Origin of the sequence: Streptomyces venezuelae (genome assembly GCF_008642295.1) — a bacterium.
Taxonomy (GTDB): Bacteria; Actinomycetota; Actinomycetes; order Streptomycetales; family Streptomycetaceae; genus Streptomyces; species Streptomyces venezuelae_C.
On the sequence record NZ_CP029190.1, the window covers coordinates 2,080,001 to 2,095,511 of the forward strand.

The 15,511-nt window shown below is 70.6% G+C and carries 12 protein-coding genes (1 of these 12 only partly in view); 3 read left to right on the plus strand and 9 right to left on the minus strand.

Annotated elements, in window-relative coordinates:
* The 3 genes from DEJ50_RS08975 to thyX all read right to left on the minus strand — a co-directional run.
* Window positions 1-1,155, minus strand: partial view of a ribonuclease J gene (locus tag DEJ50_RS08975; RefSeq protein ID WP_150207041.1) — the 5' portion only. The gene continues 531 nt to the left of window position 1, outside the view; 1,155 of the gene's 1,686 nt are visible here — the first part of the coding sequence; its start codon is at window positions 1,153-1,155; the stop codon falls past the left edge of the window.
* Between the two features lie 112 nt (window positions 1,156-1,267).
* Window positions 1,268-2,167 (minus strand): 4-hydroxy-tetrahydrodipicolinate synthase, encoded by a 900-nt coding sequence (dapA, locus tag DEJ50_RS08980; RefSeq protein WP_150207042.1) that lies wholly within the window; start codon window positions 2,165-2,167, stop codon window positions 1,268-1,270.
* Between the two features lie 190 nt (window positions 2,168-2,357).
* Window positions 2,358-3,092 carry an FAD-dependent thymidylate synthase gene (thyX, locus tag DEJ50_RS08985; protein ID WP_150207043.1) on the minus strand — a complete coding sequence of 245 codons (735 nt, stop codon included), beginning with the start codon at window positions 3,090-3,092 and terminating at the stop codon, window positions 2,358-2,360.
* Between the two features lie 201 nt (window positions 3,093-3,293).
* On the opposite strand from thyX, the gene DEJ50_RS08990 reads away from it, so the two are divergent.
* Together DEJ50_RS08990 and DEJ50_RS08995 are read left to right on the plus strand one after the other, a co-directional pair.
* Entirely contained in the window at window positions 3,294-3,533 is a 240-nt protein-coding gene (locus tag DEJ50_RS08990) for a hypothetical protein (protein ID WP_150207044.1), read from the plus strand.
* Between the two features lie 38 nt (window positions 3,534-3,571).
* Entirely contained in the window at window positions 3,572-4,117 is a 546-nt protein-coding gene (locus DEJ50_RS08995) for a PH domain-containing protein (protein WP_150207045.1), read from the plus strand.
* Between the two features lie 82 nt (window positions 4,118-4,199).
* Here DEJ50_RS08995 and DEJ50_RS09000 read toward each other — a convergent pair whose 3' ends face one another.
* The 6 genes from DEJ50_RS09000 to eccD form a co-directional block, all read right to left on the minus strand.
* Complete coding sequence (locus DEJ50_RS09000; RefSeq protein ID WP_150207046.1) at window positions 4,200-4,652, minus strand: hypothetical protein; 453 nt, start codon at window positions 4,650-4,652, stop codon at window positions 4,200-4,202.
* A gap of 3 nt (window positions 4,653-4,655) precedes the next feature.
* A complete protein-coding gene (dapB, locus tag DEJ50_RS09005; RefSeq protein WP_150207047.1) occupies window positions 4,656-5,408 on the minus strand; it encodes a 4-hydroxy-tetrahydrodipicolinate reductase in 753 nt (250 codons plus the stop codon).
* A gap of 28 nt (window positions 5,409-5,436) precedes the next feature.
* A complete protein-coding gene (locus DEJ50_RS09010; protein ID WP_150207048.1) occupies window positions 5,437-6,816 on the minus strand; it encodes a M16 family metallopeptidase in 1,380 nt (459 codons plus the stop codon).
* Window positions 6,813-9,035 (minus strand): polyribonucleotide nucleotidyltransferase, encoded by a 2,223-nt coding sequence (locus tag DEJ50_RS09015; protein WP_150212010.1) that lies wholly within the window; start codon window positions 9,033-9,035, stop codon window positions 6,813-6,815. The genes DEJ50_RS09010 and DEJ50_RS09015 overlap by 4 nt, the downstream gene beginning before the upstream one ends.
* A 305-nt stretch (window positions 9,036-9,340) precedes the next feature.
* Complete coding sequence (rpsO, locus tag DEJ50_RS09020; RefSeq protein ID WP_150207049.1) at window positions 9,341-9,628, minus strand: 30S ribosomal protein S15; 288 nt, start codon at window positions 9,626-9,628, stop codon at window positions 9,341-9,343.
* Between the two features lie 158 nt (window positions 9,629-9,786).
* The gene (eccD, locus tag DEJ50_RS09025; RefSeq protein WP_150207050.1) at window positions 9,787-11,289 is read right to left on the minus strand and encodes a type VII secretion integral membrane protein EccD; all 1,503 of its coding nucleotides are present in this window, start codon (window positions 11,287-11,289) and stop codon (window positions 9,787-9,789) included.
* A gap of 211 nt (window positions 11,290-11,500) precedes the next feature.
* Here eccD and eccCa point away from each other — a divergent pair, with 211 nt between their 5' ends.
* Complete coding sequence (eccCa, locus tag DEJ50_RS09030; RefSeq protein WP_150207051.1) at window positions 11,501-15,478, plus strand: type VII secretion protein EccCa; 3,978 nt, start codon at window positions 11,501-11,503, stop codon at window positions 15,476-15,478.
* Window positions 15,479-15,511 lie beyond the last annotated feature (33 nt).

Here is a 15,511-nt window from a genome sequence, read left to right on the forward strand (position 1 = left end):
GTACAGCAGCTCGCCGGCCGAGGCGTGGCCCGAGACGTGGACCTTGGCGTTGCCCTTGTGGACGACGTTGGCGCCCCAGCGGGTCAGGCCGTTGATCACGCGGTAGACCGCGTTCTCGTTGCCGGGGATCAGCGAGGACGCCAGGATCACCGTGTCGCCCGGGACGATCCGGATCTGGTGGTCGCGGTTGGCCATCCGGGACAGGGCGGCCATCGGCTCGCCCTGGGAACCCGTACAGACCAGCACGACCTCGTCGTCCGGCAGGTCGTCCAGCGAGCGCACGTCCACGACGAGGCCGGCCGGGACCCGGAGGTAGCCCAGGTCGCGGGCGATGCCCATGTTCCGGACCATCGAGCGGCCGACGAAGGCCACCCGTCGTCCGTACTCGTGGGCCGCGTCCAGGATCTGCTGGATGCGGTGCACATGGCTGGCGAAGGAGGCGACGATGATCCGCTTCTGGGCGCCGGCGAAGACGCCGCGGATCACGTTGGAGATGTCGCGCTCGGGCGGGACGAAGCCCGGGACCTCGGCGTTCGTCGAGTCCGAGAGAAGGAGGTCGATGCCCTCCTCGCTCAGCCGCGCGAAGGCGTGCAGGTCCGTGAGGCGGTTGTCCATCGGGAGCTGGTCCATCTTGAAGTCGCCGGTGGCGACGACCAGACCCGCGGGGGTCCGGATGGCGACGGCCAGGGCGTCCGGGATGGAGTGGTTGACCGCGATGAACTCGCAGTCGAAGTTGCCGAGGCGCTCCCGGTCCCCTTCCTTCACCTCGAGGGTGTAGGGGCGGATGCGGTGCTCCTGGAGCTTCGCCTCGATCAGGGCGAGCGTCAGCTTGGAGCCGATCAGCGGGATGTCCGGCTTCTCCCGGAGGAGGTAGGGGACGGCGCCGATGTGGTCCTCGTGGCCGTGGGTGAGGACGATGCCGTCGATCTGGTCGAGGCGGTCCCTGATGGACGAGAAGTCCGGCAGGATCAGGTCGATGCCCGGCTGCTCCTCCTCGGGGAAGAGGACGCCGCAGTCGACGATCAGCAGTCGGCCGTCGAACTCGAAGACGGTCATGTTCCGGCCGATTTCGCCCAGGCCACCCAGAGGGGTGACGCGAAGGCCGCCCTTGGGCAGCTTCGGCGGCGGGCCGAGTTCCGGATGCGGATGGCTCAAAAGTCTCTCCTCACCACACGCGCCACGTACCCCTTAAGGCACGTGGCGCGCATGACATTCGTGCACTTGCTGTTGTGTGTGTGGACTGCTTGTTCAGTTGTGAAGTCTGATGTCAGAGCTGTACCCCGCCGGCGGCAAGATCGATCTTGAGCTGCGCGGTCTCCTCGTCGGTCAGTCCGATCATCGGAAGGCGCAGCGGGCCGGCCGGGAGGCCCTGCAGGGCCAGGGCGGCCTTGGTGGTCATGACGCCCTGGGTGCGGAACATTCCGGTGAAGACGGGGAGCAGCTTCTGGTGGATCTCGGTGGCCTTCTGCACGTCGCCGCCGAGGTGGGCCTCCAGCAGGGAGCGCAGTTCCGGGGTGACCACGTGGCCGACGACCGAGACGAAACCGACTGCGCCGACCGAGAGGAGCGGGAGGTTCAGCATGTCGTCGCCGGAGTACCAGGCCAGGCCGCTCTGGGCGATGGCCCAGCTGGCGCGGCCGAGGTCGCCCTTGGCGTCCTTGTTGGCGACGATGCGCGGGTGCTCGGCCAGCCGGACCAGGGTCTCGGTGTTGATCGGGACGCCGCTGCGGCCGGGGATGTCGTACAGCATGACCGGGAGCTCGGTGGCGTCGGCGATGGCCGAGAAGTGCCGGTACAAACCCTCCTGAGGGGGCTTGTTGTAGTACGGGGTGACGGCGAGCAGGCCGTGTGCGCCGGTGCGCTCGGCCTGGCGGGCGAGCTCGAGGGTGTGGTGGGTGTCGTTGGTGCCGATGCCGGCGACGACGTGGGCGCGGTCGCCGACCGCCTCGAGCACGGCTCGTACGAGGTCGTTTTTCTCCGCGTCGGTGGTGGTCGGGGACTCACCGGTGGTCCCGTTGATGATCAGGCCGTCGTTGCCTGCGTCCACCAGGTGGACGGCGAGCTGCTGCGCGCCGTCGAGGTCGAGTGCGCCATCCGCCGTGAACGGCGTGATCATGGCGGTGAGGACCCGCCCGAAGGGGGTCTGCGGAGTCGAGATCGGAGCCATGGGTAACACGCTACTCGCTGCCATGCTCGCGGTGTCCCCTCGGGGGACGTCAACAGGGTGTGGAGCCCGGCACTGCCTGCTCGGGGGTTCAAGCAGTGCCGGGTCCGTTTGATCAGCCTAGATGAACTTCACGAAACGTCGCAATACGGACACTTCGGTCTTGACTTCGTACATCCGTCCGGGAGCCCGGTTACGGGGCCACTCGGCCGTTCGCATTGAAGGCCGCGTAGGTCAGCGGCATCAGCCGGGCCCAGTGCTCCTCCATCTGCTCGCCGACCATCTCGATCTCCCGCTGCGGGAAGGAGGGCACCGCCGCGAGCTCGTGCTGGGTGCGCAGCCCGAGGAAGTGCATCAGCGAGCGCGCGTTGCAGGTGGCGTACATCGAGGAGAAAAGTCCGACCGGCAGGACCGAACGGGCAACCTCCCGGGCCACGCCCGCCGCCAGCATCTCCCGGTACGCCTCGTACGCCTGGCGGTACGAGTCCTCCATGACCCGGCCGGTCAGCTCCTGCTGGGCCTGGGTGCCCTCGACGAACACGTACTTGCCCGGGCGGCCCTCCTGGACCAGCTTGCGGGCCGCGTCCGGTACGTAGAAGACCGGCTGGAGCTCCCGGTAGCGGCCGGATTCCTCGTTGTAGGACCAGCCGACCCGGTGCCGCATGAACTCGCGGAACACGAAGATCGGGGCGCTGATGAAGAACGTCATCGAGTTGTGCTCGAACGGGCTGCCGTGCCGGTCCCGCATCAGGTAGTTGATCAGGCCCTTGGAGCGCTCGGGGTCCTTCTGCAGCTCGTCGAGGGACTGCTCACCGGCCGTGGAGACACGGGCGGCCCACAGCACGTCGGAGTCTGCGGCGGAGTGCTTCACCAAGTCGACGGTCACGTCGCTTCGGAAGTCGATCTTCAGCTCGGGGGTCTCGCTCACGAGGTCCTTCCAGGTCACACCAGGTCACATCGGCCGTGCCGCGCCCACTTTACGCGCGCCCCAAGCGTGTGCCGGCCGCCGCCCTTCCTGACGGACAGCCAGATGTTTTCGGCAATATGCCGGATTAGGGCACCGATCGGGCCCTTCGTTCGTCCTACCGGGTAACAGCAGACCGTGACATCGTGAGGAGTGAGGCCCGACATGTTCCACCGGCGCGAGCCCGTCCCGTTCGCCTTCGTCGCCGAGGCCGACCGTTTCCGCAGTAACGTCACTCCGCCGCCGAGGGAGCGCCTGAGCACGACCCAGCTCGCCGCCCGTACCCTGGTCGGACTGACCGTGGTGGCGGGGCTCGTCGGCTCGCTCCTCTTCGGCATGCCCGCACTGCAGCCTCACAAGGCGCCCGAGAAGGCCCAGCAGTCCGAGGCGTCCCAGGAGCGCTGACGGCCGGCCGCCGATGTGCAAATGAGTGAGGATCAGCCGTGCCCCTGTCCTTCCTGACGGCCGACCTGGACGATGTCGCGCTGCCCCACGACGACCACGACCGCTGGCGGCGGCCCTACCGGCCCGGCCCCTGGCGCGTGGCCATCGGGGCGGTGCTGCTCCTGGTGGCCTCGTTCATGCTGCTGGCCACGATGATCATCGCCTTCGCCGGCGCGTGGACCGGCGCGGCCGTCTGCCTGGCCGCCGCGCTCGCCGTGGTCGGCGGCACCGCCCGGATGCTGCGGGCCGGGGTCTGGGTGAGCCGTACGGGGCTGCGCCGGGTGTCCTTCTTCGGGACCCGTACGGTCTCCTGGAGCCAGGTCGAGGCGATCCGGACCGTCCAGCAGCCGGTGCGCTGGCTCGGACTGCCCAGGACGGTGCAGGGCCAGGCGCTGACCGTGGCGGCCAAGGGCGCGTCCCCGCTGCCGGCTCTGCTCACCGACCACAGTGCGGACTTCCTGGCCCGCGGGGAGGCCTTCGAGCGGGCGGCGGACACCGTGGAGGCCTGGGCCGACGAGTACCGGACGGTCCCGGCCGCCCGCTGAGCCGGACCCGGCCGAACCGGACCCGGCTGAACCGGCAGAACCGGCACCGAGCCGTCCGCCGGACGAAGCCCGTACGGGGCGTTCAGACCCGTACGGGCTTTTTGTCGTGCAGGGCGATGGCGCGCTGCATGGCCTTGCGGGCCCGCGGGGTGTCGCGGGCGTCGTGGTAGGCCACGGCCAGCCGGAACCAGGTGCGCCAGTCCCCCGGCGCGTCCTCCGTCTCGGCCTTGCGGCGCGCGAAGACCTCGTCGGCGGAGTCCCGCAGGATCCGCCCGTACCCGTCCCGCTCCAGCTCGTCGACGGGCAGCCCGCCCTCGGCCTCCAGCTCGGTGGACAGCTGGTGGGCCTTCTTGACGAACTGGGTGTTCTTCCAGAGGAACCAGATGCCGATGACCGGGAGGATCAGCACCATCACGCCGAAGGTGACGGTCAGTGGGGTGCCGATCCGGATGAGGGCCAGACCGCGGCCTCCGGCCAGCACGAAGTAGACGGCCAGCACGGCGGCCGTGATGAGGTACGTGATCTTCGCGCGCATGGCTCAGCCCAGGTCGAGGAAGTGTTCCAGGCCGAAGGTGAGGCCCGGGGTCTGCGGCACACGGCGCGCGCCGAGCAGGATGCCCGGCATAAAGCTGCTGTGGTGCAGGGAGTCGTGTCGGATGGTCAGGGTCTCGCCCTCGCTGCCGAGCAGCACCTCCTGGTGGGCCAGCAGGCCGCGCAGGCGGACCGCGTGCACCGGGACGCCGTCCACGTCCGCACCGCGCGCACCGTCGAGGGCGGTGGCCGTGGCGTCGGGCTGCGGGGCGCAGCCTGCCTTCGACCGGGCCTCGGCGATGAGCTGGGCGGTGCGGGTGGCGGTGCCGGAGGGGGCGTCGACCTTGTTGGGGTGGTGCAGCTCGACGACCTCGACGGACTCGAAGTAGCGCGCGGCCTGGACCGCGAACTTCATGGTGAGCACGGCGCCGATGGAGAAGTTGGGAGCGATGAGCACACCGGTCTCCGGGGAGGCGGAGAGCCAGGTGTTCAGCTGTGCGAGGCGGTCCTCGGTCCATCCGGTGGTGCCGACCACCGCGTGGATGCCGTGGCCCACGCAGAACTCGAGGTTGTCCATGACCGAGGCCGGGGTGGTCAGCTCGACGGCGACCTGGGCACCGGTCTCGGTCAGGGTCTCCAGCCGGTCCCCGCGGGACAGGGCGGCGACCAGTTCCATGTCCTCGGCGGCCTCGACGGCCTTGACCGCCTCGGCGCCGATCCGGCCCCGGGCTCCGAGGACCGCCACGCGCAGCTTGCTCATGTCTTCGCTTCCTTCACTCCGTACGGGACTACGCGACCACGTCGTCGAGGCGGGCGGCCTGCTTCTCCTTGAGCGGGCCGATCACCGACAGCGAGGGTCGCTGGGCCAGTACATCCTGTGCGACGGCACGGATGTCCTCCGGGGTGACCGAGGCGATCGCGTCCAGCATGTCGGTGACCGACATCTGGTCGCCCCAGCACAGCTCGCTCTTGCCAATGCGGTTCATCAGCGCGCCGGTGTCCTCCAGGCCGAGGACGGTGGAGCCGGAGAGCTGGCCGACGGCCCGCTTGATCTCCTCGTCGGTGAGTCCCTCGGAGGCGACCTTGTCGAGTTCGTCGCGGCAGATCTTCAGTACGTCGTGAACCTGGCTGGGGCGGCAGCCCGCGTACACGCCGAACAGGCCGGTGTCGGCGAAGCCGGAGGTATACGAGTACACGCTGTAGGCCAGGCCCCGCTTCTCCCGGACCTCCTGGAAGAGGCGGGAGGACATGCCGCCGCCGAGAGCGGTGTTCAGTACGCCCAGCGCCCAGCGGCGCTCGTCGGTGCGGGCCAGGCCGGGCATGCCGAGGACCACGTGGGCCTGCTCGGTCTTCCGGTTGACCAGGTCGACCCGGCCGACGGTGCGCAGCCGCTTGGTGCCGCCGCGCGGGGCGGTGGGCACGGCGTCGGTGCGGCCGAGCGCGCCGGCCTTCTCGAACGCAGCGCGGACCTGGCGGACCACCTTGGCGTGGTCGACGTTGCCCGCGGCTGCGACCACCAGGTGGGTGGGGTCGTAGTGCTTCTTGTAGAAGCGGCGGATCTGGTCGGCCGTGAGCGCGTTGATCGTTTCCACGGTGCCGAGGACCGGCCGGCCCAGCGGGCTGTTGCCGAACATGGTCTGGGCGAACAGGTCGTGGACCATGTCGCCCGGGTCGTCCTCGGTCATCGCGATCTCTTCGAGGATGACCCCGCGCTCGGCGTCGACGTCGGACTCCAGGATGAGGGAGCCGGTGAGCATGTCGCAGACCACGTCGATGGCCAGCGGCAGGTCGGTGTCGAGCACCCGCGCGTAGTAGCAGGTGTACTCCTTCGCCGTGAAGGCGTTCATCTCTCCGCCGACCGCGTCGACGGCGGCGGAGATGTCGAGGGCGGACCGCTTCCCGGTGCCCTTGAAGAGGAGGTGCTCCAGGTAGTGCGTGGCGCCGTTGAGGGTCGGGGTTTCGTCGCGCGAGCCGACGTTCACCCAGATCCCGAAGGTGGCGGAGCGGACGGAGGGCAGCGTCTCGGTGACGACGCGCAGTCCGCCGGGGAGGACGGTGCGCCGGACGGTGCCGATGCCGTTCTCGCCCTTGAGGAGGGTTTGGGTACGGGCGACGGCCCGCCCCTCCGAAGAGGGGCGGGCCGTCACACGGGAACTACGCGACATCACTTGTCGGAGTCGTCCTTGTCAGCCTCGTCGGCGGCTGCCTCGCCCTCGATCACGGGGATCAGGGAGAGCTTGCCGCGCTGGTCGATCTCGGCGATCTCGACCTGGACCTTGGTGCCGACCGCGAGCACGTCCTCGACGTTCTCCACGCGCTTGCCACCGGCGAGCTTGCGGATCTGCGAGATGTGCAGCAGGCCGTCCTTGCCCGGGAGCAGGGAGACGAAGGCACCGAAGGTGGTGGTCTTGACGACCGTGCCCAGGTAGCGCTCGCCGACCTCCGGCATGGTCGGGTTGGCGATGCCGTTGATCGTGGCGCGGGCGGCCTCGGCGGCCGGGCCGTCGGCGGCACCGATGTAGATGGTGCCGTCGTCCTCGATCGTGATCTCGGCGCCGGTGTCCTCCTGGATCTGGTTGATCATCTTGCCCTTGGGGCCGATGACCTCACCGATCTTGTCCACCGGGATCTTGACGGTGATGATCCGCGGGGCGTTGGGGGACATCTCGTCCGGGGTGTCGATCGCTTCCATCATCACGTCGAGGATGTGGAGGCGGGCGTCGCGGGCCTGCTTGAGGGCCGCACCCAGGACGGAGGCCGGGATGCCGTCCAGCTTGGTGTCGAGCTGGAGGGCGGTGACGAACTCCTTGGTGCCGGCGACCTTGAAGTCCATGTCGCCGAAGGCGTCCTCCGCACCGAGGATGTCGGTGAGGGTGACGTAGTGGGTCTCGCCGTCGATCTCCTGGGAGATCAGGCCCATGGCGATGCCGGCGACCGGGGCCTTGAGGGGCACACCGGCGTTCAGCAGCGACATGGTGGAGGCGCAGACGGAGCCCATGGAGGTCGAACCGTTGGAGCCGAGGGCCTCGGACACCTGGCGGATCGCGTAGGGGAACTCCTCGCGGGTCGGCAGGACCGGGACGATCGCGCGCTCGGCCAGGGCGCCGTGGCCGATCTCGCGGCGCTTGGGGGCGCCGACGCGGCCGGTCTCGCCGACGGAGTACGGCGGGAAGATGTAGTTGTGCATGTAGCGCTTGCGGGTCACCGGGGAGAGGGTGTCCAGCTGCTGCTCCATGCGGAGCATGTTGAGGGTGGTGATGCCCAGGATCTGGGTCTCGCCGCGCTCGAACAGGGCGGAGCCGTGGACCCGCGGGATCGCCTCGACCTCGGCGGCCAGCGTACGGATGTCCGTGACGCCGCGGCCGTCGATGCGGACCTTGTCCTTGATGACGCGCTCGCGCACCAGGGCCTTGGTCAGGCTGCGGTAGGCGGCGGAGATCTCCTTCTCGCGGCCCTCGAAGGCCGGGAGGAGCTTCTCGGCGGCGATCTCCTTGATGCGGTCGAGCTCGCTCTCCCGCTCCTGCTTGCCGGCGATGGTGAGCGCCTGGGCGAGCTCGCCGCGGACGGCGTCGGAGAGGGCCGCGAACACGTCGTCCTGGTAGTCCAGGAAGATCGGGAACTCGGCGGTGGGCTTGGCGGCCTTGGCGGCGAGGTCGGCCTGCGCCTTGCACAGGACCTTGATGAACGGCTTGGCGGCGTCGAGGCCGGCCGCGACGATCTCCTCGGTGGGCGCCTCGGCGCCACCCTTGACCAGCTGGATCGTGCGGTCGGTGGCCTCGGCCTCGACCATCATGATCGCGACGTCGCCGTCCTCGAGGGTGCGGCCCGCGACGACCATGTCGAAGACGGCGTCCTCGAGCTCGGTGTGCGTCGGGAAGGCGACCCACTGGCCGCGGATCAGCGCGACGCGGACGCCGCCGACCGGGCCGGAGAAGGGCAGACCGGCCAGCTGGGTGGACGCGGACGCGGCGTTGATCGCGATGACGTCGTACAGGTGGTCGGGGTTGAGCGCCATGACCGTGGCGACGACCTGGATCTCGTTGCGCAGGCCCTTCTTGAAGGAGGGGCGCAGCGGGCGGTCGATCAGGCGGCAGGTGAGGATGGCGTCCTCGGAGGGGCGGCCCTCGCGGCGGAAGAAGGAGCCGGGGATCTTGCCGGCGGCGTACATCCGCTCCTCGACGTCCACCGTCAGGGGGAAGAAGTCGAGCTGGTCCTTGGGCTTCTTGGACGCGGTGGTCGCGGACATGACCATCGTGTCGTCGTCCAGGTAGGCAACGGCGGAGCCGGCGGCCTGGCGGGCCAGACGGCCCGTCTCGAAGCGGATGGTGCGGGTGCCGAAGGAGCCGTTGTCGATGACGGCCTCGGCGTAGTGGGTCTCGTTCTCCACTAGCGTTTTCTCCATTTTCGTCGTCTCCGTCCGCCACCCGTGTGGTGGAGGACGGTCAGGAGAAGCGCGCCTTGCGTGCGGGCCGGTCTTCGATCGAAGCACCCGGGACGGGGCCCGTACGGGCTCTCCGGGTGCCACTACCGAGGACCGGCGTGCGTAGGGAGGGCGCTCCCCCTCTTCAGTTGTGCTTCGGTTGTGCTTCGGTTGTGCGCGCTGTGTCCAGACTACAAAGCGTCCGGTACGTCCCGCACGTACAGCAAAGGGAGCGGCCCCCTGGCGTTGGGAACCGCTCCCTTCACAGCGTCTTACTTGGCGCCCGCGGCACCGCGGCGGATGCCGAGGCGCTCGACCAGCGTACGGAAGCGCTGGATGTCCTTCTTGGCCAGGTACTGCAGCAGGCGGCGGCGCTGGCCGACCAGGATCAGCAGACCACGGCGGGAGTGGTGGTCGTGCTTGTGGGCCTTGAGGTGCTCGGTCAGGTCCGAGATCCGGCGGGAGAGCATGGCGACCTGGACCTCGGGGGAGCCGGTGTCGCCCTCCTTGGTGCCGAACTCGGCGATGATCTGCTTCTTCGTGGCGGTGTCGAGCGACACTGTTACTCCTCGTGTACGTACGTTGCCTCCGAGTGCCCCAGGTCTGCTTCTCTGGGGAGCTTCGGTGACTCGGGAGGCGGGTGGGTCTGGCGGCAGCCTTCGAGGCGCATGCACAGACGACCGTCACACAGCGTACCAGGCTGCCCGGTCGGCGTGTCTCAGCTGGTGAGAGACCGGGCCCGGGAGTAGACGTCGAGGACGGCCAGGCACAGCGGAATGAGGCTGAGCAGGACCGCGGCCTCGGTGAGGTCGAGGAGGCGCCCCCAGAAGGGTGACAGACCCTTGCGGGGGATGACCAGTCCAATTCCGGCGAGCAGGGCGGCGCCGGCGGCCACGGCGGCGGACAGCCAGATGGTGCGGAGGTCCAGATCGCCGCTCTCGCCGTACTTGGCGAGCTCGGTCACCAGGTTCATCGGCGGGTTCAGGGCCAGGCCCAGGACCAGCAGGGCGATGGCGACCAGTCCGGCGGTCAGCGCGCAGACCACCTGGGAGGTGTAGCGGAACAGGCGGGCGCGCAGCAGCATGGCGAGGCCGGTGGCCAGGGCGAGCAGTTTGCCCCAGGTGTTGTCGGAGAAGCCGAGGACGGCGGCGGAGCCGACGGCGACGGCGGCGCAGCCGCCGACCAGGCCGAGCAGCATCTCGTGGCCGCGGCGGGCCTGGGCGGCGATCAGCTCGGCGTCCAGGGGGGTGGCGGGCTCGGCGCCGTCGGCGGACGGGTCGGCGTAGGCGTCGGTCTCGTACGGGTCCGGGTGCTCGTGGTTGTCCACGGAGCTCTGCGGGGCGGCGTAGCCGATGGGCAGCCGGGCGAAGCGGGCGGAGAGGCCGGGCAGGAAGGCGACCAGGCCGATGGCGACGGGGGCGCAGACGGCCGCGGTGCCGGCGGCGGAGGCCTCGGTGACGATGGCCAGGAAGGTGGCGAGGGTGCCGGTGACGGCCAGGAAGGTGGCCGCGACGAAGACGGCGTCTCCGCTGGGGGTGAGGGCGACCAGGGCGACGGCGGCGACCAGGACGCAGACGCAGCCGAGCAGGAACTGGAGCCGGCCGGGGCCCTCGCCGGTGTCGGGGGCGACGATCCCGGAGCCGGCGATGAGGAGCAGCGGGAGGGCGCCGAGGCCCAGGGCGACGGCGGAGCCGCGGTCGCGGTAGACCCGGGCGCGGACGCCGGCGGCGGCGGTGAGGAGCAGGCCGGCCGCGCCGGCGATGATGCCGGCCAGGCCGTGCATGTCGTGCCGGACGGGGTCGGCGTACCAGAGGACGAAGCCCATCAGGACGAAGAGGACCACGGCGGCGGTGAGGCCGGCGCCGCGCAGCATGTCGTCGCTCCAGCGGTGCCGGTCGCGGACCACGGCGGAGGCGACGGCGTCGGAGACGTCGTCGAAGACGGCGGGCGGCAGGGATTCGGCGAACGGGCGCAGGCTGAGGACTTCGCCGTCGAGGACCTGCTGGGCGGCGAGGGTGCGGGCGCCGTCGAGGACGGAGCCGTCGCGGCGGACCAGGTGGTAGCCGGTGGGGGCGCCGACGGGCTGGGTCTGGCCGGTGAGGCGCAGGAGTTCGGGGTAGACGTCGGCCACGGCGATGTCCTCGGGCAGCGCCACGTCTATGCGGCTGTCCGGGGCCACGACGGTGACCCTGCAGAAACCCGTCGTTGCGGCCGTACTCACCTGTGTGACCCCCGTGGTTGGCAGACTTGATCGCGGACTGATTCGCGGATGCGCATGGTGCGCGGGCGGTGCCCGCGACACCCTACCGGGAGTATGCGTGACTGTCGGCAAGTAGGATCACCGTCTCGCGCGGAGGAGACCCCCTCCGTGGTCCGGGACTTGGGGGCGCCGGTATCGACGTCCCGTCCGCTTTCGAGGGATTGATGCTCCGGTGAGCCAGATCGTCGTCAAACGCCCGCCCCGGTCGCTGCCGCCCGAAGTCCCTTCGGACGAGCTGAGGCTGGAGGCTCCGCCGGAGCTGCCGCGGGGGCAGGACGAGGGCATCGCGATGCAGCTCCTGCCGATGCTCGGCATGGGTTCGTCGGTGGTGTTCTTCTTCATGCCCACCGGAATGCCGTTCATGAAGATCATGGGCGTGCTGATGCTGGTGTCGACGGTGGCGATGGTCATCGCCCAGGTGGTGCGGTACCGGCGGGGTACGCAGGGGCAAATGGCGGACGTCCGCCGGGACTACCTCAAGTACCTTGCGCAGACCCGGCGTCAGGTGCGGCGGACGGCGCGGGCGCAGCGTGATGCGCAGTTGTATCTGCACCCGGCCCCCGAGCAGTTGTGGTCGGTGGTGGCGGAGGGTTCGCGGCTGTGGGAGCGGCGGGTCGGCGATCCGGACTTCGGGCAGGCCCGGCTGGGGCTGGGTGCGCAGCGGCTGGCGACGCCGCTGGTGGCGCCGGACACGGCGCCGGTGGATGAGCTGGAGCCGTTGACGGCGGGCGCGATGCAGCGCTTCCTGAAGATCCATTCCTCGTTGGACGGGCTGCCGGTGGCGGTCTCGATGCGGGCGTTCTACCACGTGACGGTGTCCGGGGAGCCGGAGTCGGCGCGCGGGACGGCGCGGGCGCTGGTGGCCCAGCTGGCGACGCTGCACTCCCCCGAGGACCTGATGGTGGCCGTGGTGGCGGCGCCGGGGGCGGTGCCGGCCTGGGACTGGGTGAAGTGGCTGCCGCACGCGCAGGCGCCGGGGCAGGCCAACGGCATCGACGGGGCCGGTACGAAGCGGCTGTTCGGCGATGATCTGGCGGAGGTCGAGGGGCTGCTCGCGTCCCGGCTGGACGGACGTCCGCGGTTCAGCCGTGACGTTTCGCCGGTGCTGGACCAGCCGCATATCGTGCTGGTGCTGGACGCGAACTCGCGCGGTGGCCTGGTGCCGCCGGAGTCGGCGTTCGCGGCGGCCGAGGGCCTCCAGGGCGTCACCATCGTCGAGGTGGTGGCGGGCGAGCTGGACGAGCCGCGCGGCGGGCTGTCGGTCGTGGTGCGGCCGGGCCGGCTGCGGCTGGAGTCGGGCGCGGGCATCGCGTACGAGGGCACGCCGGACGTGCTGTCGCTGCCGGCGGCCGAGGCGCTCGCCCGGCAGCTGGCGCCGCTGCGTACCGGCGGCGGCGACGAGGACGAACCGCTGCTGGCCAACCTGGACTTCACGGATCTGCTGAACCTGGGCGACGCGGCCTCGATCGACGTGGCTCGCACCTGGCGGCCCCGGTCGGCGGGCGAGCGGCTGCGGGTGCCGATCGGGGTGGGCGAGGACGGCGGTCCGGTGATGCTGGACCTGAAGGAGGCCGCGCAGGAGGGCATGGGCCCGCACGGGCTGTGCGTGGGCGCGACCGGTTCGGGCAAGTCGGAGCTGCTGCGGACGCTGGTGCTGGGCCTGGCGGTCACGCACACCTCGGAGACGCTGAACTTCGTGCTCGCCGACTTCAAGGGCGGTGCGACCTTCACCGGCATGGGGCAGATGCCGCATGTGGCGGCGGTCATCACCAACCTGGCGGACGACCTGACGCTGGTCGACCGGATGGGCGACTCGATCCGGGGCGAGCTCCAGCGCCGGCAGGAGCTGCTGCGCTCGGCGGGCAACTACGCCAACATCCACGACTACGAGAAGGCGCGGGCGGCGGGTGCCCCGCTGGAGCCGCTGGCCTCTCTGGTGCTGGTCATCGACGAGTTCAGCGAACTGCTGACGGCGAAGCCCGATTTCATCGACATGTTCATCCAGATCGGCCGGATCGGCCGGTCGCTGGGCGTGCACCTGCTGCTGGCCTCGCAGCGCCTGGAGGAGGGCAAGCTGCGCGGTCTGGACACCTACCTGTCGTACCGGATCGGTCTGCGGACGTTCTCGGCGGCGGAGTCGCGGACCGCGATCGGCGTGCCGGACGCGTACCACCTGCCCTCGGTGCCGGGTTCGGGCTATCTGAAGTTCGGCACGGACGAGATGACCCGGTTCAAGGCGGCGTACGTCTCGGGCGTGTACCGCTCGGGCGGGCCGGACCTGTCGGTCGGGCAGTTCCCGGTGGAGCGGCGGCCGGTGCTGTTCACGGCGGCCCCGGTGCCGGTGGTGTACGCGGCTCCGGACCCGGCGTACCTGGCGGCTGCGGCGGCGTCCCGGGAGGACGACGCGCTGGCGGACACGGTGCTCGATGTGATCGTGGGCCGGCTGGAGGGGCAGGGGGTGCCCGCGCACCAGGTGTGGCTGCCGCCGCTGGACCAGGCTCCGCCGCTGGACCAGCTGCTGCCGGCGCTGGCGCCGAGCGAGGCGCGTGGTCTGCACGCGGAGGGGTACACCCGGCCCGGCGGGCTGGTGGTCCCGCTCGGTCTGATCGACAAGCCGTTCGAGCAGCGGCGCGAGGTGCTGTACCGGGACTTCTCCGGGGCGGCCGGCCACATGATGGTGGTGGGCGGCCCGCAGTCGGGCAAGTCGACGCTGATGCGGACCCTGATCGCGTCGTTCGCGCTCACCCACACCCCGCGCGAGGTGCAGTTCTACGGTCTGGACTTCGGCGGCGGCGGTCTGTCGGCGGTGCAGGACCTGCCGCACGTGGGCGGGATCGCCTCGCGGCTGGACCCGGAGCGGGTGCGGCGTACGGTCGCGGAGGTGGCGGGCATCCTGAACCGCCGGGAGGAGTTCTTCCGCGCGCACAACATCGACTCCATCACCACCTACCGGCGCCGGCGGGCGGCGGGTGAGCTGCCCGGCGAGCCGTGGGGCGATGTGTTCCTGCTGGTGGACGGCTGGGGCGGGTTCCGGGGCGAGTACGAGGGCCTGGAGTCGGTGGTCACGGACATCGCGGCCCGCGGTCTCGGCTACGGCATCCATGTGGTGATCACGGCCGCCCGGTACATGGAGGTACGGGCCGCCCTCAAGGACCAGATGCTCAACCGGCTGGAACTGCGGCTCGGCGACGTCATGGACTCGGAGTTCGACCGCAAGGTCGCCGCGAACGTGCCGCCGGGCATGCCCGGCCGTGGCCAGGTCGCGGAGAAGCTGCACTTCCTGGGCGCGCTGCCGCGGATCGACGGCTCGCACGAGGCGGGCGACCTCTCGGAGGGCACGGCCGCGTTCGTGGCGGCGGTGAAGGGGAACTGGACGGGGGCCGCCGCGCCCGGAGTCCGGCTGCTGCCGCGGCTGCTGCACGCCGACCAGCTGCCCAAGGGCGGCGAGTACCCGGGCCGCGGGATCGCGATCGGTATCGACGAGACCGATCTGGAACCGGTGTTCGTGGACTTCGAGACGGACCCGTTCTTCCTGGTGTTCGGCGAGAGCGAGTCCGGCAAGACGAACCTGCTGCGGCTGATCGCGCAGCAGATCGCCGAGCGGTACACCCCGGACCAGGCGCGGCTGGTGGTCGGCGACTACCGGCGGACCCTGCTGGGCGCACTGCCGGAGGAGCACCTGCTGGAGTACGCGCCGATGGCGAGCTCGATGCAGATGCACATGGAGGCGCTGGCCGGGGTCTTCGCACGCCGGCAGCCGCCGGACGACGTCACCCCGCAGCAGCTGCGCGACCGGAGCTGGTGGACCGGCCCGGACGTGTTCATCATCGTCGACGACTTCGACCTGGTGGCCACCAGCCAGGGCAATCCGCTGGCCCCGCTGGTGGAGTACCTGCCGTTCGCCCGGGACACCGGCGTCCGGTTCATCATCGCGCGGAACTCGGCGGGTGCCTCGCGGTCCCTCTACGAGCCGTTCATGCAGCGGGTCAAGGAGCTGGGTGCGCAGGGCGTGGTGCTGTCCGGAGACCCGTCGGAGGGCGACCTGATCGGCAGTGTCCGGCCGCGCCCGATGCCGCCGGGCCGGGGCTACTTCGCCTCGCGCAAGCGGGGCACCTCGCTGGTCCAACTGGGGCGGCTGCCCGGCGCGTAGGCCGCGGGCCGGGGGCGTCGGGTGGCGCTCCCG

Coding starts and splice junctions, on each gene's coding strand:
- dapA (WP_150207042.1), bottom strand. CDS start 2,167: ATGGCTCCGATCTCGACTCCGCAGACCCCCTTCGGGCGGGTCCTCACC.
- DEJ50_RS08990 (WP_150207044.1), top strand. CDS start 3,294: ATGTTCCACCGGCGCGAGCCCGTCCCGTTCGCCTTCGTCGCCGAGGCC.
- DEJ50_RS09000 (WP_150207046.1), bottom strand. CDS start 4,652: ATGCGCGCGAAGATCACGTACCTCATCACGGCCGCCGTGCTGGCCGTC.
- dapB (WP_150207047.1), bottom strand. CDS start 5,408: ATGAGCAAGCTGCGCGTGGCGGTCCTCGGAGCCCGGGGCCGGATCGGC.